Source organism: Brevibacillus sp. AF8 (assembly GCF_021270385.1).
Classification (GTDB): domain Bacteria; phylum Bacillota; class Bacilli; order Brevibacillales; family Brevibacillaceae; genus Brevibacillus.
Map to the genome: position 1 here is coordinate 209,730 of NZ_JAGQDN010000008.1, position 15,397 is coordinate 225,126.

Consider the following 15,397-nt stretch of genomic DNA (forward strand, 5'->3'; position numbering starts at 1 on the left):
AGAAAATTTTGTATATTTGTTCTATATATAATTTTAATACGTCTTTTTTTCCGAGACGTTAGGGGGAGAGAATAATGAAAAAGAGAAAAATCAATCGCCTACTGGTAGCAAACCGCGGTGAGATCGCCATTCGAATCTTTCGCGCAGCAACGGAGCTCGGCATACGTACGGTAGCCGTATACTCCGAGCAGGACAACGTTTCTATCCATCGCTTCAAGGCTGACGAGTCTTACTTGGTCGGAGCGGGAAAAGGGCCTATCGAGGCTTACCTCGATATCGAGAGTATCATCGAAATTGCCAAGCGCAACGATATTGATGCCATTCACCCAGGCTACGGATTTCTTGCTGAAAATGCTGATTTTGCAAAGCGCTGCCAAGAGGAAGGCATTATTTTCATTGGACCATCCCCTGAGCTGATCGACAAATTCGGGGACAAGGTAGAAGCACGTCGTCTGGCGATTGAAGCGGGAATCCCAGTGATTCCAGGCACTCCTGAGCCAATCGAAACACTCCAAGAGGCGCTTCTCTTTGCCAAAGAATACGGCTACCCCATCATTATTAAAGGCGTATCTGGCGGCGGGGGCCGTGGCATGCGCATCGTTCGCAGTCAGGAGGAATTGCAAGATTCGTTAGATCGTGCCCGTTCCGAGGCCCGCTCTTCCTTCGGCAATGCCAAGGTGTATTTGGAGCGATACTTGGAACAGCCCAAACACATCGAGGTCCAAATTCTCGGTGACAACCACGGAAACATCGTCCATCTGTATGAGCGCGATTGCTCTGTTCAACGGCGCCATCAAAAAGTGGTCGAAGTAGCACCGAGCCTATCTTTGGATGACAAGCTGCGTGAAGATATTTGCCAGGCTGCTCTCACACTCATGAAAAAAGCCGGCTATTCGAACGCTGGTACTGTCGAGTTTTTGTTAACGCCGGACAAGCGTTTTTATTTCATAGAAGTCAATCCACGCATTCAAGTAGAGCATACCATCACGGAGCTCATCACTGGAATCGACATCGTTCAGTCGCAGATTCGTGTAGCCGAGGGTCATGCCCTCTCCGATGAAGAGATTGGCATCAGTGGGCAGAACAATATCCAAATGAGTGGTTTTGCCATCCAATGCCGTGTCACGACAGAAGACGCAGAAAACAACTTCCTGCCAGATGCTGGTCGCTTGTCCGCTTGGCGTTCCGGTGGCGGTTTCGGAGTAAGGCTCGATGGAGGCAATGGTTATCCAGGCGCGATCATTACACCGTTTTATGATTCGCTACTGGTCAAAATCTCCACGTATGGCGCGAGCTTTGATCAAGCCGCTCGCAAAATGCTCCGCACATTGCGAGAGTTCCGTATTCGTGGCGTGAAAACGAACCTGCCGTTTTTGGAAAATGTCGTGACACATCCTGATTTTTTGAGTGGCAACTACGATACGTCGTTTATTGATACCAAACCAGAGCTGTTCGTCTTCCCTGGCCGTCAAGACCGGGGTACCAAATTACTATCTTATATCGGAGACACGATTGTCAACGGATATCCCGGTCTCCAGAAATCGGAGAAAAAGCCGCACTTCGACTCGCCCCGCATCCCGCGGACACCATTTACCCAGCCATATCCGGACGGTACGAAGCAAATTCTGGATAAAGAAGGTGCCGACGGTCTGGTACGGTGGATTCAGGCGCAGAAACACGTGCTCGTCACAGACACGACTTTCCGCGATGCCCACCAGTCTTTGTTTGCTACGCGTGTGCGTACCTACGATCTCGCTTCCATTGCAGAGGCGACAGGCAAGCTCGGTTCTGGCCTCTTCTCGTTGGAGATGTGGGGCGGCGCCACTTTTGACACAACGATGCGCTTTTTGCAGGAATCTCCCTGGGAACGGCTGCAAATCCTTCGCCAGCGCATACCAAACGTCCTGTTCCAAATGCTCTTGCGCGGAGCAAATGGCGTAGGCTACACCAACTACCCGGATAATGTGATTCACGCTTTCGTCAAAGCCTCTGCTGAAAATGGCATTGATGTCTTCCGGATCTTTGACAGCCTGAACTGGCTTCCCGGGATGCAAACAGCCATTGAAGCCGTTCGTGAATCCGGCAGAGTGGCCGAGGCAGCGATTTGCTACACTGGAGATATTCTGGACCCGACCAAGACCAAGTACACCTTGGCCTACTATGTCGATCTGGCAAAGGAATTGGAAAAAGCAGGTGCCCATATTCTCGCAATCAAGGATATGGCAGGTCTTTTGAAGCCGTATGCTGCTTATTCGCTTGTCTCTGCTTTAAAACAAGAAATCAGCATTCCGATCCATCTGCACACGCACGATACATCAGGGAATGCTGGCGCCATGCTTCTGAAAGCCATCGAAGCAGGCGTGGATATCGTCGATGCTTGCGTCAGTTCCATGTCTGGACTCACTTCCCAACCAAGCTTGAACGGATTGATCGCAAGCCTTGCCCACACGGAGCGTGAGACTGGTTTATCTCTTGAATCGTTCAACAAGCTGTCTGATTACTGGGAGGATGTACGTCCGTACTACCAAGGCTTTGAAAGCGGCATGAAAGCGAGCAACACGGAGGTCTACGTACACGAAATGCCAGGCGGACAATACACCAATCTGGAGCAGCAAGCCAAAGCGGTTGGACTGGAAGGTCGTTGGGACGAAGTGAAGCACATGTATGCCGTCGTCAATCAAATGTGCGGCGACATTGTAAAAGTGACCCCTTCTTCCAAGGTCGTCGGTGATATGGCACTGTTCATGGTCCAAAACAACTTGAATGAAGAAAACATTTGGGAGAAAGGAACACGCCTCGATTTTCCGGATTCCGTCATTCAATTTTTCCAAGGGTATCTTGGCCAACCGCCTGGCGGATTCCCTAAGAAGTTGCAGGAACTCGTGCTAAAAGGTCGCGATGCCTTTACTGCTCGTCCTGGTGAATTGCTCGCACCCATTGACTTTACGCAAGTTGCTGCTGAGCTGGAAGGCAAAATCGGACGTGAGCCCAGTCATTTAGACGTCCTGTCTTATATCATGTATCCGCAAGTCTATTTGCAATTTGAACAACGCCTGAAGGAATACGGTGACCTGTCGGTATTGAATACGGGAACATTCTTCTACGGATTGCGTCCGGGTGAGGAAACCGCCATTACGATCGAGCGCGGTAAAACGTTGATTATCAAACTGGTCGCAGTCGGAGAGCTTCATCCAGATGGCCGACGCATCATCTATTTTGAACTGAATGGACAGCCACGTGAAATCTTCATCCGAGATCAATCGGCAAAAGTCTCTGAACTGATCCGCCGAAAAGCAGAAGCGCAAAACCCTGCCCACCTCGGTGCCTCCATGCCAGGAAAAGTGCTCAAGGTGCTTGTAGCAGAAGGTGACAAGGTTCGTAAAGGCGAACATCTTTTGGTGAGTGAAGCGATGAAAATGGAGACGACGATTCAGGCTCCACTCGACGGAAAAATTAAAGCCGTCTATGTGAAAGCAGGTGAAGCCATTCAAACTGGCGATCTGCTCATTGAAATGGAGTAGGCATCGTCTATAATAAGAGATAGTAAATTGTTCCTGGGGATTCATTCCATTAGCTTTTGAGGAGGTGACCGACATGAAAACGAATCGAGTCAGCCATGTTCCATTTACGCAGCGGGTAGGCCGCTATCATTCCCATATGCTTCAGGCAAAATTAAGCACGCCAGTCAATCCGATTCTCAGTTTTAATTTGCAGCCGTTCTACACTCGTCAGCAGCAATGGACAACGGAGCTTTCCGATTCCTTATCTCGTCTGTACCGGTTTTCCTCAGATTTGGAGAAGAGTGCACGAGAATTTATTGCCGCGGGGAAAGACAGCGAGGCTGAAACTGACATTGAGCTATTACAGGAACGCACACACTCGTTAGTAAGTAAATACAATCGCCTGCAGCTATTTCTTGCAGAAAAAGCAGATACCTTGGCGACGCAAAAGCTGGACGCATTCGCTCAAGTGGCAAAAAACGCAGAGGAAAAACTCCAATCCTTTGGAATCAAGCTGTTACCAGATGGACAACTGGAAATGGACGATGAGAAATGGTTGGAAGCTGTACGGACCCGCTATGTGGACTATACAAATTCAATGGAGCGTGTAGCTCAAGCATTCAGAGCAGGTATATTGGGATTGCAAAGCAAACCCTTTGGCTCCTTTTCACGTTACTACGAGGAAGCAATGGCCCTCCATCCTTATATCGCCTCCTCCAGCTCAAGCCTTCATTATCAGCATGTTGCGAAGACAGGTTTGTATGTAAACGAAGTCTGGTAATGCCATACGCCTACTACCGAAAAAACAGGTATGCCCCTTTTATGGAGCATACCTGTTTTGTGCTTTTCTTACTTTCGATCCATAAGGTCTTCCAAATCTTGTTCTTCTGCTCCGGCAATAATCGTATTGGAATAAACAGTGGGTTCATCTGATTTGGTAAACATCCCCTGAACTTTATCCACGATTTGCGGAACAGAATCCAAAATCCGGTCGTAGAGATGGGTCGTATTTTCAAGCGGAATCGAACGAATTCCTTGTTTGCCAACGACCAAAAAGGCTACAGGTGTGATGGAGACACCGCCCCCACTACCCCCGCCAAACGGGTGACTAGCAGGTTCAAATTGTTGATGGTTTTGATGCCCATTATGATGGTGATCGTATTGGAACTCACTACCCCCGGCCGCGAAACCAAATCCTACCTTGGAGATTGGAAGAATGACACTACCGTCAGGTGTCTCAACGGGATCACCAATGATTGTATTCACGTCCACCATTTGCTTGAGGTTTTCCATCGCTGTTCTCATCAGGCCTTGAATCGGGTGGTCTGCCATTTTTGTCGCTCCTCCTTCCTGTCTGTGTCATGTTTTATCATTCCCCCAACAAATCCGGAGCATGTACCTTGCACAAAGGAATAAATATGTTTGCTGCCACATTTGTATTTAGGCGCGCGTAGGCGAAGTCTGCCATTTTCGTTGCTTGCTTTTTCGAATCCGCAGAAATACTTTTAGCGAAGAGAAAACGAAATGACCCAAATAAAAATGCAACACCGCATGAACCTTCGTATGTAGAAGTGCTTGGTTCCAAACAGGTTGTACACTGATGGCAGGCATCGTCTGTAAAGAGATGGAGTGGGAGAGGATCCCTACAACCAGGCTTTTCACTCCCCAGACTATTCCTGTCAGCGCCCCTGTTTCAGCAGCCTGACCTGTTCCCAGCAATGTATGCCATTCTAACTTCGTACAACGAATTTGTCTGAACAAATCTTTTATCAAAGGCAGCAAATCACGTACTCTTTCCAGCACATCCCGATAATTCCGATACCATATTTTCACTTGCCTCCGTGTAAAATCTTTGACCCTCTCCCGAAGCTTGCTTCCCTGTTGGATGGTTTCTACCTTCGCGACAAGCTCAGGACCAGCTTCTGTCATTTTCACAAGGAGAATGGGTATTTCGTATTTCCTGCGAATGATTCCCCAAGCTGCTATCGTAATATCCAATTGATCATTATCGCCCTCGCGACTGTACAAACACGTCAATTGTATTGGCGTGATCACTAATAGGACAATGAAACCAAGCAATCCTAACAACACCCATACCATCAAAAAATCCCACCCCTTCCACGTTAGTATGAGTGGAAAGAGCAGGAAATATGTTCAGTATTTTTATTAATCAAGCACGTATACTTTGACGCCTTTTTGCAAGCCGTGATTTTCAGCTTCGTTCAACGTTGGAAGATACAGATCCACATGTCGTTGCTTTACCGCACCACCGATATCAGCTGCCACTGCATAACCGTAGCCATCGATGTACAAGTGTGTACCAAGCGGGATGACATTTGGATCAACCGCGACAACACCTTCGCGCAGTGGATACTCCAGATACGACATAATCTTGTCGTTCTTGTAGCTGTAAGCAGTCGTCTGTACCGTTAATTCCTGGCGAAAAGGTGTACCGTTTGCGAGGGCTTTTGATGTTCTCGGCTTATTCGGAAGCAAGTGAAGGGCAGCGTATGTGGCTGCTTCGGCTCTCGTCATATACTTGTTCGGCTGTAATGTACCGTCCTCGTAGGCACTCATTAGCCCGTTTTGCATGGCGTAAACGAGTGGGCGCTGCTCTTTTTCTTTCACGTTGTTCCCATCCGGGTATTGGTTCAATGTCTGAATCGTCGTAGACCACTTCAAGTTATTGACTGCTCCGCTGTCCCCCATCGTTCTTACCAGAATAGAGGCGAGCTCCGCTCTTTTTACTGGGGCATCTGGATGCAAATACAGGTGATTCCCCTGCTTTTGCCCATGGACAATTCCCAGTCGATAAGCTGTCTCGGCATAGGACGACAGCCAGCTGTTTGCTGGTACGTCCGCAAAGGATGATTGCTTGTTACCCAGAGGTTCAATTCCTTTCGCATTCACAAACATCGTGAGCAGTTCACCCAATGTCACGTTGTCATCAGGTCGAAAATATTCGTTTTGACCAATTACGTCGGCTATGTATAGTTGTTTGATTTCTTTTTCTGCCCAATGGCCACTAATGTCTACATAAGGTGTTTCGTTCATGTGAGCTGTTTCTGCCTCGACAACTGGTGTAACTGGTGTGCCTATAAGCAAAAAGGCTGCCAGCGAGGCAAGGATCATCCGTTTCTTCATCATCAACCTCCATGGGGAAATATGCGATTCCTTTCGTATCATTTTATCGAACTATTTTGCAAAAACAATGAACAATAGTTTCCAGTAAAAAGGAAAGCCCTCGAACAGCAACATGACGAAGACTGTTTCAAGGGCTGCATGAACAATGGTTAAATGGCAAAAATGTGTTTGCCGATCTTCTTCACTTGGGTACGAGACCAAATCCAATCGGAGGTCGCCGTAACAGGGTTAAAGTAGTAAAGAGCATGGTTGGTTGGGTCCCATCCTCGTACAGCATCCCAAGCTGCCTGGTAAGCAGTCTTGTCAGGAGTCAACCAGAATTGTCCATCATCTACAGCGGTAAACGCTAATGGCTCAAAGATGACACCCGCAAGTGTATCGGGAAAGTTTTTGGACTGGACACGGTTCAACGCGACCGCTGCCACAGCTACTTGGCCCTCATAAGGTTCTCCACGAGCTTCGGAATAGACCAGCTGCGCCAGCATCTGCATCTCCGCTTTATTTACTGACACTTTCTTGAGAACGCGCCATGTATTTGGACCAGTGATACCGTCAATCTGTAATCCGTATGCTTTTTGAAACTGTCTGACGGCCTTTGCTGTATTTGCTCCGTAAATGCCATCCAATTTGCTATCATAGTAGCCCAGCATCTGCAAGCGATACTGCAAATCCCATACATCCCCGTTCACACTACCACGCTGAATCTGTGTGGCTGCCAGGGAGTCGGCCGGGAAAATAAATGCTACAGCCATAAAGGCAGCAAGCAAGGTTGTTACTACTTTCTTGCTCCACCACATAAATTGTACCCTCCTTTACCCAACCCATTCTACAAGTTGGCGAAAGTAGGTTCAATTCAAGTATTTTGGCACAAGTGGAAACATATGCCTGATGCTATCCTTTTGGTCGGAACAAGACTGCCGTGATAAATCCAAAGACGATGGCAGCCGAAATCCCCGCGCTCGTCACTTCAAAAATGCCAGTGATGATGCCAATCACTCCATGCTTCTCGGCCTCCGCCATTGCCCCGTGTACGAGTGCATTTCCAAAGCTCGTGATAGGTACGGTTGCTCCTGCTCCAGCAAAATTAACTAGTGGCTCGTATAGACCGAGTCCGTCTAGCACTGCCCCTGTGACAACAAGAGAGGACATCGTATGGGCAGGTGTGAGCTTGACGACATCCATGAGAAATTGACCGATTAAGCAAATCGTTCCTCCTACGAGAAACGCCCATAAAAACATCATGGTATCACTCTCCAAGTTGCTCCGACTCAACAGCCACGGCATGCGCGATGCAAGGAATGCTTTCTCCCTGCTGGAAGGTCAGCGGGGATAAGAGGGCTCCCGTGGCAACCAGCAAGATCCGCTTCCATTCTCCTTGCTTCATCCGCCGAAGTAGATGCCCGTAGGTCACTGTCGCGATACAGCCACATCCGCTCCCCCCTGACCACACATTCGGATTTTCTCCATAAATGAGTTTCCCGCAATCGACATAACGCTCTAGTGGGATGTGCATGTGATGCTTGGGCAACAGATCAGATAAAATGGCATGGCCCGTTCGTCCTAAATCGCCTGTTACGATCAAATCATAATGGTCGTGAGGGAGCTGAAAGTCACGGAAATGCGACTCAATCGTGGATAATGCGGCTGGAGCCATCGCCGCTCCCATATTAAATGGATCTGTCAATCCCATATCGACGACATGCCCGATGGTAGCTCCCGTAATCCGCAGCCCCTTACCCTGACTGGCTACAACAGCAGCCCCTGCACCTGTCACTGTCCATTGTGCTGTTGGGGGCTTCTGGGAGCCGTACTCCGTTGGATAACGATATTGCTTTTCCGCAGCCCCATTGTGACTGGAGGTAGCAGCCAAGACGTAATCAGCAGCTTGACTATTCACCATGAGAGCAGCCAAGGCCAAGCCTTCCATTGCTGTTGAGCACGCGCCGAATATCCCCAGAAACGGAATCGAAAGCGTCCGGGCCGAAAAGCTGGCAGATATGATCTGGTTCATTAAATCCCCGGCAAGCATAAAGTTTATTTGCTCTTTGGTGAGCCCCGCTTTCTCTACCGCTTTCGAGCACGCTTCTTCCAGCAGGACCTTCTCTGCCTTTTCCCAGCTGTCTTGCCCAATCATCAAGTCACCGTGCAGGATATCAAAGTCGTCGGCTAGCGGTCCCTTAGCCTCAAAAGGCCCACCAATTGCAGCGTGCCCGAGAATGACAGGTTTTAAAGGAAAGACCCAAGACTGATGACCTTGGCGCATCCGTCAGCCTCCCATCGTAAACAATGTTTTGATCAAGCCAACGACGAATGCCGCCGCCACTCCAAACACAATCACTGACCCTGCCAGCTTGAACATGTTACCACCGACCCCCAGCACAAATCCTTCGCTGCGGTGCTCGATGGCCGCAGAGGCAATCGAATTGGCAAAACCTGTAACTGGCACACTCGTTCCTGCCCCAGCCCATTGGGCAATCCGGTCGTATAGTCCTAGACCGGTCAAAAGGGCAGAAAGAATAATCAAGACAGCTGCTGTAGGATTCCCAGCGGTTTTCTCCGTAAAATCGAAGTAGTGAATGAACATTTCTTGTATCCCTTGTCCGATCACACAAATGCCACCACCTACTAAAAAGGCACGGGTAAAATTGCGCAAAAGCGGTCGCGGAGGCTCGTGCGTTTTTGCCAATTGCTGATATTCTTGCTGGACGGGGGTCAGCTTTTTCTTTTTTTGATCCGCCATGCCACTCACTCCTTTTTACCGTATCATGAACGGTTTTACTTGATCGATTATCTGTTGGAGCTTTTCCGAATCGGTTTGGTAGGTACGTTTCATTTGTTCATTTTTTGTATTGAGTGCATATAGTTCCAGATCCGCCTGGCATTTTTTCAACGTAGCAAAAGCCAGCTTCGTCGCTTGGGCACCAGGAACCATCAGTTTATCGTCATACAGGTCGAGATAGAGCTCTCCACCTTTGTCTACTTGGCCGAGGAACACATTTTCCAAAGCCACTCCTGCTTTTTGCAGCTCTGTGCGAACCCATCTGCGATTTAGACCTGCTGTTGCCAGGGGCTCGTCCATGATTATCCCATCCATAATGACCACTTGATTCTCTTCCGAAGGAGCCACTGTCAATTCAAGATGTTTGGGGGTTACGGGCTGACTCTCTGATTTTAAGAGGACACTGACCTCCCCGCTTGTTTCCATTAATGCAAACTCTACATCGGCTACTCGGAACACGTTTTTGATTCGTAATTGTTCCATCAAGTCTTCCGCGGTCAAGCGTTCCTTTTTCAGATTGTCTTCCAAAATCTTGCCTTCCTTGATAAGAACCGTTGATTTCCCTTCAAATAGGTCGCGGAGAAACTTGCTCTTGAGTGAGAGCCACTCCATTAAATAAGGAAAAAGCGCAAAAATCCCCATGGCGATTAAACTATGGTAGACCGGCCCATCCATTTCGGTTGCCATAAAAGCAGCAATCGAACCGATGCTGATACCGACGATATATTCGATGTATGTAAGTTGTTTGATTTGCCTTTTCCCAATGATCTTTGTCAAAAGAAATAAGTAAGCAACAGCGCCTATTGAGCGCAAAAGGATTGATAACCAATCAGGCATAAGCCACCTCCATCACCTGAGGTGATTTTTTGATTGTAAAACCAAGAGAGAGGAAGTCCCTCTCCCTTTCCCAACACTTCCACTAGAATCCCTTAAACTGTGGTTCTTCCTTTTCCAGCTCCGTTACACGCTGCTGGAGGTTATCTACGATGGATTGCGTTTGCTCTGCTGCTTGCGAATACAATTGCTTCGCTTTCTTGTTTTGCGTGCTAAGAGCAAACGTTTCAAAATCTGCTTGTGCGCCTTTCAAGCTGGCAAGCGTTTGTTTCACTTGTGCTCCTACTGTCATATCCACTCACCTCCTAACACATATAGAATCCGCCTCCACCCATTATTTATGCGGTGCTCTCCCTCATTTTCTTCTGTCAATAATTTCCCTTTTGCTGGAAAAATAAAAAGAGAGACACCATGGGTGCCTCCCTTCATCCAGCTTATTAGATTAGCCACGTCCAGCCAATTGTTGCTCAGCAAAGGAGACAAGACGTTTTGTAATCTCTCCTCCAACTGAACCGTTTTGACGGGAAGTGGTGTCTGCTCCGAGCTGAACGCCGAATTCGGATGCGATTTCGTATTTCAGTTGATCCAGAGCTTGGTTTGCTTGAGGAACCAGCAAGTTGTTACGAGATCCGCTGTTGTTGTTAGCCATCTATATCACCTCCTCGTCGTTGGTAAGTTTAATATGTGTGAAGTTTTGCTTGTTCATGCGTCCTTTTTTTCTTCCAATTTTAGTCTGTTCATTGAAGAAGGGCTTGTGCAATTTGGTAAGCTGCGTCTGGTCTCCCCAGCTTGTCCAAACATCCTGCAAAAGCGTCCCTTTTTTCAGGCTGACGCCATGATCTGATGATTTCTTTGATTTCAACCGGTGTTTCAGCCAAGATCGCTGCTTGTTGCTCGAGTAAAAAGGAACAATTATGCATTTCCTGTCCGGGCAATGGGTGGAATAAAATGAGCGGTGTCTTAAGAGCAAGTGACTCCGCGCACGAAATGCCGCCTGGCTTCGTTATATAGGCGTCAGCTGCTCCAATCCACTGCCACATTTGCGGCTCAAAACCTTTCAATATAAACCGATGGCCTTTGCTCTCTGTACTTAGCAAGCCCGCTAGGCGTCTGTACAGGCTTGTATTCTTCCCTGTCACGACTACCATCTGCAATGGTTGCTCTTCCAACAGCAACTCTCGTACGACCTGCTCCACTCCACCATGACCGCCTTCTCCTCCACCAATCAACACGGTGAATTGATCTGGCACGAGTCCAAGCTGTTTTTTCCAAGCCGCTTTGTCGGTATGAAGCGCTGTAGTAAAGGCAGGCCGAACTGGAATGCCATAAACATGGATTTTTTCAGGGGAAATCCCATAGCGCTCGATTAGCATTTGTCCAATTTGCTCATGTGCCACCATGTACGCATCAATTTCTGGATGAACCCAAAACCGATTAATATGGAAGTCCGTGGGTACACAAACGAGCTGGAAAGGCTTGGACACCCTTCTCTTCGCTTCTGCCAATGCGGACAAGCAGTATGCATGCGTAGCGATGACGACATCCGGCATCTCTTCTTGCAACAGTTGATTGATTAATCGAGCGGATAGCCACCATCCGAGTGGTTTAGTCAATGCACTGCCCAGCATTTCTTCTTGTTCATAGATGCGTTGCCAGACTGGTTGGCCGTAGCGAAGCATATTGCGATAAAAAAAATGAGAGAGTACACGTAAGCCTGGACTGGCGGTTTTCAGTCCTCCCACCACTCGTGCCGATCGTGCACCCTCACTTTCCAGTAAAACCTCTTGCAAAGCTTCGGCAGCCATGCGATGACCACTTCCTGCCCATTCCTCTGTCACTAACAGAAACCGCTTTGCCATTAGTAGGACTCTCCTAGAGGCTGCTTACCGTCAGCATATCGATTGAGTAAAAATTCCTTGGACATATAAACACGCTTTAGGGGCATTTCATAATTCAATGTTTGCAATCGTCGCTTTCCATTGGGATGCACGATTCTGAGCATGAGACGCAAGTACCATCGCTTGTATCGAAAAAACCAGGTCATGGGTACATCCGAGATCGAGAAGCCCAAGGGTGTTACCCCTTTATGTAGCATAGTCGTTCCCACTATCCCTTTTATTTGATCCTTATTTTCCATCGAATTCAGGAACGCGGCCAGCTTCGGCAGGGATTGGAGGATATGTCTTCGCAAAAGAAGTGCCACGCGCAGTTCATCCTTCACTTCTTTGCACAGGGTAGCAAAGTAATAATTGTGTATATGTAACTTCAAGATCAAATCCCCGTCATGAATGGTGCAATTATCGGTAGTAACGAGTGGCTCTCCCCGATAGCGTAAAACCACAACCCGAAATATATTTTTCCCTTTCTCAATATAGGTAAGTCTGGTGCAGCGCTGGTAGATTTCATCCCAGTATCCCCATAGCATCAAGAGGCTTGTATTCATTTCGAAAAAGTTCCTTTCCCGCTATGTTTTCATTAAGCTGGATGTGACCACTTACATTTTCGCAAAACGGTCATGACCTTTGTTGTAGTATGCCCAAGAATGGGCAATCTTCATCACCTTTTCACGTCCTTTTCATGCGCCCCCAAAACATGACCACGACGGCAGCAAATACGGGCAGCCACATATGGTTGAGAAGCAAAGGATTCACCCACTTCCAGACATACGGATCCTGAAGACACATCTCCACTGCTGTAAAGGTAAGAATTCCGCCCCCAATGATGACCATACTGGGAAAACGATTCATCATGCGGGCAATCCACACACTTCCCCACATTAATAACGGAATGCTCATCGCTAACCCCAGCAAAACTAACCATAAATCGCCATGTGCCGCTCCACCAACTGCCAAAACATTGTCCAAACTCATGACAAAATCTGCTACTATGATGGTCCTGACTGCCTGACCAATTGTCTGATTATGCGATACGTCTGCGAGCTCTTCATTCTCGCCCAGCATCAGTTTACACGCGATCCATAGCAATAATATTCCCCCGATTGCCTTCACGAGAGGAATATCCAACATCCAGGTAGTCATTGTCGTTAGCACAATCCGCAAGAGGATTGCACCCATTGTCCCATATAAAATTGCCCGTTTTCTCTCATTTCTCGGGAGTCCGCGGCAGGCCATACCTATGACCACAGCATTGTCGCTGCTTAATACCAGATCGATCATGAAGATGTGTACAAGACCCAGCCAAAAATACTCGCCCATCCCTGCCTCCCTGGTCCAATAAAGTTCGTCCATTCTACTTTATGCGACTGGAATCGGACTCATGATTGAATATTTTTCCGAAAAAAGGCGGTTTTCAGCGGATTTTGTAGATAAAAACTTCCGAAAAAAATACATTTTATTGCGAAATCAGGCTAATTATACCTTGTCTAAATTAGGCATTTTCCCTTACGATTTTAGTGGGGTGGATAAGAGATGGTGGAGACTGTGACGCTAAACCTTTATGACGTTTCAAGAAAGATTTTAGACTTAACACCAAGTATCACCACAATATGGCTGCAAGAAATTGTTCGCAGCATGGAAATTCCTGTAACCATTCCTCGCGATTTTGCAGAAAAACGAACAGTGCTCTTGGCTCGCTATCTGGTTGAGGATGTAGATCATGACATGCAGACTTGGGCATTAGATATGGGAGAGTGGCTTCGTTCTCAGGAATTCCCCTTCTCCTCCATTTTGCGCACATATCAATTGTACCGGAATGTATTCTGGCGGGTTCTCCAACCAGAATTACAGAGATGGTCCCTCTCTTCACAAGAAATGCACTATTTGGAAAGCCAACTGGGTAAGGCCATGGATGAAAGTGTCTTCTGGGCTGTCTATCACTTTGAACAAATGATGAATAAAGAGCTCGTCCAGAAGGAAGAAACGATCTCCTATTTGCATAACGACAAACTGACCATGCTCGGAAAAATTGCCGCCAATATGGCTCATGAGCTGCGCAATCCATTGTGCGCCATTGAAGGGTTCCTAAAGCTGATCGGCGAGTCTACACGGGAACAGGCCCAGCTTCAGACGTATATCCAAGTCGTCATGCATGAGTTTGAGAATTTACATCGGCAACTGACCGGATTCCTCAGCTTTTCCAAAAAACCAATTCTCGATGAAATTTTTAAAACCGTTCAAGTAGAAGAACTGCTTGAAGAAGTAGAGATGCTGATTACCCCTCGCCTCGTGGGAGAAAACATACGTTTTGAAAAACAAATCCACCCCTGCTTACTCGCATGTTATGAAGAAGGCTTGAAGCAAGTTGTCGTCAATCTATTAAACAATGCCATTGACGCCGTGCAAAATCGCACAGACAAGTATATTCATGTCATTTCCACTTCTTCTGATGGATGGCTCTATTTGAGTGTGGAAAACAACGGCGAAAGGATTCCACCCGAGATCGTCGAGAATCTTTTCCAACCATTCTTTACGACTAAACAAAATGGGACGGGTATTGGCTTGTCCATCTGCAAAAATATTATCGAAAAGCATCAGGGCACGATCCATTGTGATTCCAATGAAAAACGCACACGCTTTATCGTTTCTCTGCCGATTGCAAATGCCCAGGAAGTTGGTCCGCGAATGGAAGCTCTCTAGGTTGCTCTTTTTTGAACCACGCAAAAAAGCCCCCTGACAATGCAGGAGGCAAGGCAAGAGATCCGTTACCAACTTCATCGGTAAGCGATCTTAGTTTTACTGTACACGAAAACATATGTTGCTACCATAGAAAACGTCAGACAGCTTTCGACAAACTTTTATACCTGTATTGAACAAAGGCTTATCTATTCAACTGTTGGATAAGCCTTCATACTTTTGCCTTAAGTAAAAATAGGCCTGCTTTCCTAGACGCAAAAAAACAGAGAACCTATTGGCTCTCTGCTTTATGTATGGAGCGGGTGATGGGAATCGAACCCACGCGACCAGCTTGGAAGGCTGGAGTTCTACCATTGAACTACACCCGCATCAAAATAGATGCTGGTGCCGAGGACCGGACTTGAACCGGTACGGGAGAAACTCCCGACAGATTTTAAGTCTGTTGCGTCTGCCCATTCCGCCACCCCGGCAAACCTGTAAAACGTGGGCAAATCATGGTCGGGAAGACAGGATTCGAACCTGCGACCCCTTGGTCCCAAGCCAAGTAC

The 15,397-nt window shown here is 47.5% G+C and carries 16 protein-coding genes and 2 tRNA genes; 3 read left to right on the forward strand and 15 right to left on the reverse strand.

Features of this window, described 5'->3' with window-relative positions:
* Nucleotides 1-74: 74 nt before the first annotated feature.
* Together KB186_RS13485 and KB186_RS13490 are read left to right on the forward strand one after the other, a co-directional pair.
* Nucleotides 75-3,521 (forward strand): pyruvate carboxylase, encoded by a 3,447-nt coding sequence (locus KB186_RS13485; protein WP_232773784.1) that lies wholly within the window; start codon nucleotides 75-77, stop codon nucleotides 3,519-3,521.
* Between the two features lie 73 nt (nucleotides 3,522-3,594).
* Nucleotides 3,595-4,281: a hypothetical protein gene (locus tag KB186_RS13490; protein WP_173612255.1), complete on the forward strand. Its 687-nt coding sequence runs from the start codon at nucleotides 3,595-3,597 to the stop codon at nucleotides 4,279-4,281.
* Between the two features lie 68 nt (nucleotides 4,282-4,349).
* Here the strand turns inward: KB186_RS13490 and ytfJ are convergent, their stop codons facing one another.
* From ytfJ to KB186_RS13555, 13 genes are all read right to left on the reverse strand, one after another.
* Complete coding sequence (gene ytfJ / locus KB186_RS13495; RefSeq protein ID WP_173612254.1) at nucleotides 4,350-4,832, reverse strand: GerW family sporulation protein; 483 nt, start codon at nucleotides 4,830-4,832, stop codon at nucleotides 4,350-4,352.
* Between the two features lie 108 nt (nucleotides 4,833-4,940).
* On the reverse strand, nucleotides 4,941-5,600 hold the full coding sequence (locus tag KB186_RS13500) for a DUF2953 domain-containing protein (RefSeq protein WP_173612253.1): 660 nt from the start codon (nucleotides 5,598-5,600) through the stop codon (nucleotides 4,941-4,943).
* 66 nt (nucleotides 5,601-5,666) lie between these two features.
* Nucleotides 5,667-6,647, reverse strand: coding sequence for an S-layer homology domain-containing protein (locus KB186_RS13505; protein WP_229088102.1), 981 nt, complete (start codon nucleotides 6,645-6,647; stop codon nucleotides 5,667-5,669).
* Between the two features lie 146 nt (nucleotides 6,648-6,793).
* Nucleotides 6,794-7,441 carry a spore cortex-lytic enzyme gene (sleB, locus tag KB186_RS13510; protein WP_232773785.1) on the reverse strand — a complete coding sequence of 216 codons (648 nt, stop codon included), beginning with the start codon at nucleotides 7,439-7,441 and terminating at the stop codon, nucleotides 6,794-6,796.
* A gap of 94 nt (nucleotides 7,442-7,535) precedes the next feature.
* Nucleotides 7,536-7,886 carry a stage V sporulation protein AE gene (gene spoVAE, locus KB186_RS13515; RefSeq protein WP_007717126.1) on the reverse strand — a complete coding sequence of 117 codons (351 nt, stop codon included), beginning with the start codon at nucleotides 7,884-7,886 and terminating at the stop codon, nucleotides 7,536-7,538.
* Nucleotides 7,887-7,890: 4 nt separating this feature from the next.
* A complete protein-coding gene (gene spoVAD, locus KB186_RS13520) occupies nucleotides 7,891-8,907 on the reverse strand; it encodes a stage V sporulation protein AD (RefSeq protein WP_173612251.1) in 1,017 nt (338 codons plus the stop codon).
* A gap of 3 nt (nucleotides 8,908-8,910) precedes the next feature.
* Nucleotides 8,911-9,384 carry a stage V sporulation protein AC gene (spoVAC, locus tag KB186_RS13525; RefSeq protein WP_173612250.1) on the reverse strand — a complete coding sequence of 158 codons (474 nt, stop codon included), beginning with the start codon at nucleotides 9,382-9,384 and terminating at the stop codon, nucleotides 8,911-8,913.
* 15 nt (nucleotides 9,385-9,399) lie between these two features.
* Nucleotides 9,400-10,260 (reverse strand): DUF421 domain-containing protein, encoded by an 861-nt coding sequence (locus tag KB186_RS13530; protein ID WP_173612249.1) that lies wholly within the window; start codon nucleotides 10,258-10,260, stop codon nucleotides 9,400-9,402.
* A gap of 82 nt (nucleotides 10,261-10,342) precedes the next feature.
* Entirely contained in the window at nucleotides 10,343-10,549 is a 207-nt protein-coding gene (locus KB186_RS13535) for a DUF1657 domain-containing protein (protein ID WP_007717150.1), read from the reverse strand.
* A gap of 150 nt (nucleotides 10,550-10,699) precedes the next feature.
* Nucleotides 10,700-10,906 (reverse strand): alpha/beta-type small acid-soluble spore protein, encoded by a 207-nt coding sequence (locus KB186_RS13540; RefSeq protein WP_047068578.1) that lies wholly within the window; start codon nucleotides 10,904-10,906, stop codon nucleotides 10,700-10,702.
* An 88-nt stretch (nucleotides 10,907-10,994) separates the two neighbouring features.
* A complete protein-coding gene (locus tag KB186_RS13545) occupies nucleotides 10,995-12,116 on the reverse strand; it encodes an MGDG synthase family glycosyltransferase (RefSeq protein ID WP_173612248.1) in 1,122 nt (373 codons plus the stop codon).
* Nucleotides 12,116-12,700 carry a YkoP family protein gene (locus KB186_RS13550; RefSeq protein ID WP_173612247.1) on the reverse strand — a complete coding sequence of 195 codons (585 nt, stop codon included), beginning with the start codon at nucleotides 12,698-12,700 and terminating at the stop codon, nucleotides 12,116-12,118. The genes KB186_RS13545 and KB186_RS13550 overlap by 1 nt, the downstream gene beginning before the upstream one ends.
* A gap of 121 nt (nucleotides 12,701-12,821) precedes the next feature.
* Nucleotides 12,822-13,472: a TerC family protein gene (locus KB186_RS13555; protein WP_173612246.1), complete on the reverse strand. Its 651-nt coding sequence runs from the start codon at nucleotides 13,470-13,472 to the stop codon at nucleotides 12,822-12,824.
* A gap of 213 nt (nucleotides 13,473-13,685) precedes the next feature.
* Here KB186_RS13555 and KB186_RS13560 point away from each other — a divergent pair, with 213 nt between their 5' ends.
* Complete coding sequence (locus KB186_RS13560; RefSeq protein ID WP_173612245.1) at nucleotides 13,686-14,852, forward strand: sensor histidine kinase; 1,167 nt, start codon at nucleotides 13,686-13,688, stop codon at nucleotides 14,850-14,852.
* 291 nt (nucleotides 14,853-15,143) lie between these two features.
* Here KB186_RS13560 and KB186_RS13565 read toward each other — a convergent pair.
* Both KB186_RS13565 and KB186_RS13570 read right to left on the reverse strand, forming a co-directional pair.
* Nucleotides 15,144-15,217: transfer RNA gene (locus KB186_RS13565), tRNA-Gly, on the reverse strand.
* A gap of 14 nt (nucleotides 15,218-15,231) precedes the next feature.
* Nucleotides 15,232-15,319, reverse strand: a tRNA-Leu gene (locus KB186_RS13570).
* Nucleotides 15,320-15,397 lie beyond the last annotated feature (78 nt).

Coding starts and splice junctions, on each gene's coding strand:
- KB186_RS13535 (WP_007717150.1), bottom strand. CDS start 10,549: ATGACAGTAGGAGCACAAGTGAAACAAACGCTTGCCAGCTTGAAAGGC.
- KB186_RS13490 (WP_173612255.1), top strand. CDS start 3,595: ATGAAAACGAATCGAGTCAGCCATGTTCCATTTACGCAGCGGGTAGGC.
- spoVAC (WP_173612250.1), bottom strand. CDS start 9,384: ATGGCGGATCAAAAAAAGAAAAAGCTGACCCCCGTCCAGCAAGAATAT.
- KB186_RS13545 (WP_173612248.1), bottom strand. CDS start 12,116: ATGGCAAAGCGGTTTCTGTTAGTGACAGAGGAATGGGCAGGAAGTGGT.
- KB186_RS13500 (WP_173612253.1), bottom strand. CDS start 5,600: ATGGTATGGGTGTTGTTAGGATTGCTTGGTTTCATTGTCCTATTAGTG.
- ytfJ (WP_173612254.1), bottom strand. CDS start 4,832: ATGGCAGACCACCCGATTCAAGGCCTGATGAGAACAGCGATGGAAAAC.
- KB186_RS13505 (WP_229088102.1), bottom strand. CDS start 6,647: ATGATGAAGAAACGGATGATCCTTGCCTCGCTGGCAGCCTTTTTGCTT.
- spoVAD (WP_173612251.1), bottom strand. CDS start 8,907: ATGCGCCAAGGTCATCAGTCTTGGGTCTTTCCTTTAAAACCTGTCATT.
- KB186_RS13530 (WP_173612249.1), bottom strand. CDS start 10,260: ATGCCTGATTGGTTATCAATCCTTTTGCGCTCAATAGGCGCTGTTGCT.
- KB186_RS13550 (WP_173612247.1), bottom strand. CDS start 12,700: ATGAATACAAGCCTCTTGATGCTATGGGGATACTGGGATGAAATCTAC.
- sleB (WP_232773785.1), bottom strand. CDS start 7,441: ATGTGGTGGAGCAAGAAAGTAGTAACAACCTTGCTTGCTGCCTTTATG.
- KB186_RS13540 (WP_047068578.1), bottom strand. CDS start 10,906: ATGGCTAACAACAACAGCGGATCTCGTAACAACTTGCTGGTTCCTCAA.
- spoVAE (WP_007717126.1), bottom strand. CDS start 7,886: ATGATGTTTTTATGGGCGTTTCTCGTAGGAGGAACGATTTGCTTAATC.
- KB186_RS13485 (WP_232773784.1), top strand. CDS start 75: ATGAAAAAGAGAAAAATCAATCGCCTACTGGTAGCAAACCGCGGTGAG.
- KB186_RS13555 (WP_173612246.1), bottom strand. CDS start 13,472: ATGGGCGAGTATTTTTGGCTGGGTCTTGTACACATCTTCATGATCGAT.
- KB186_RS13560 (WP_173612245.1), top strand. CDS start 13,686: ATGGTGGAGACTGTGACGCTAAACCTTTATGACGTTTCAAGAAAGATT.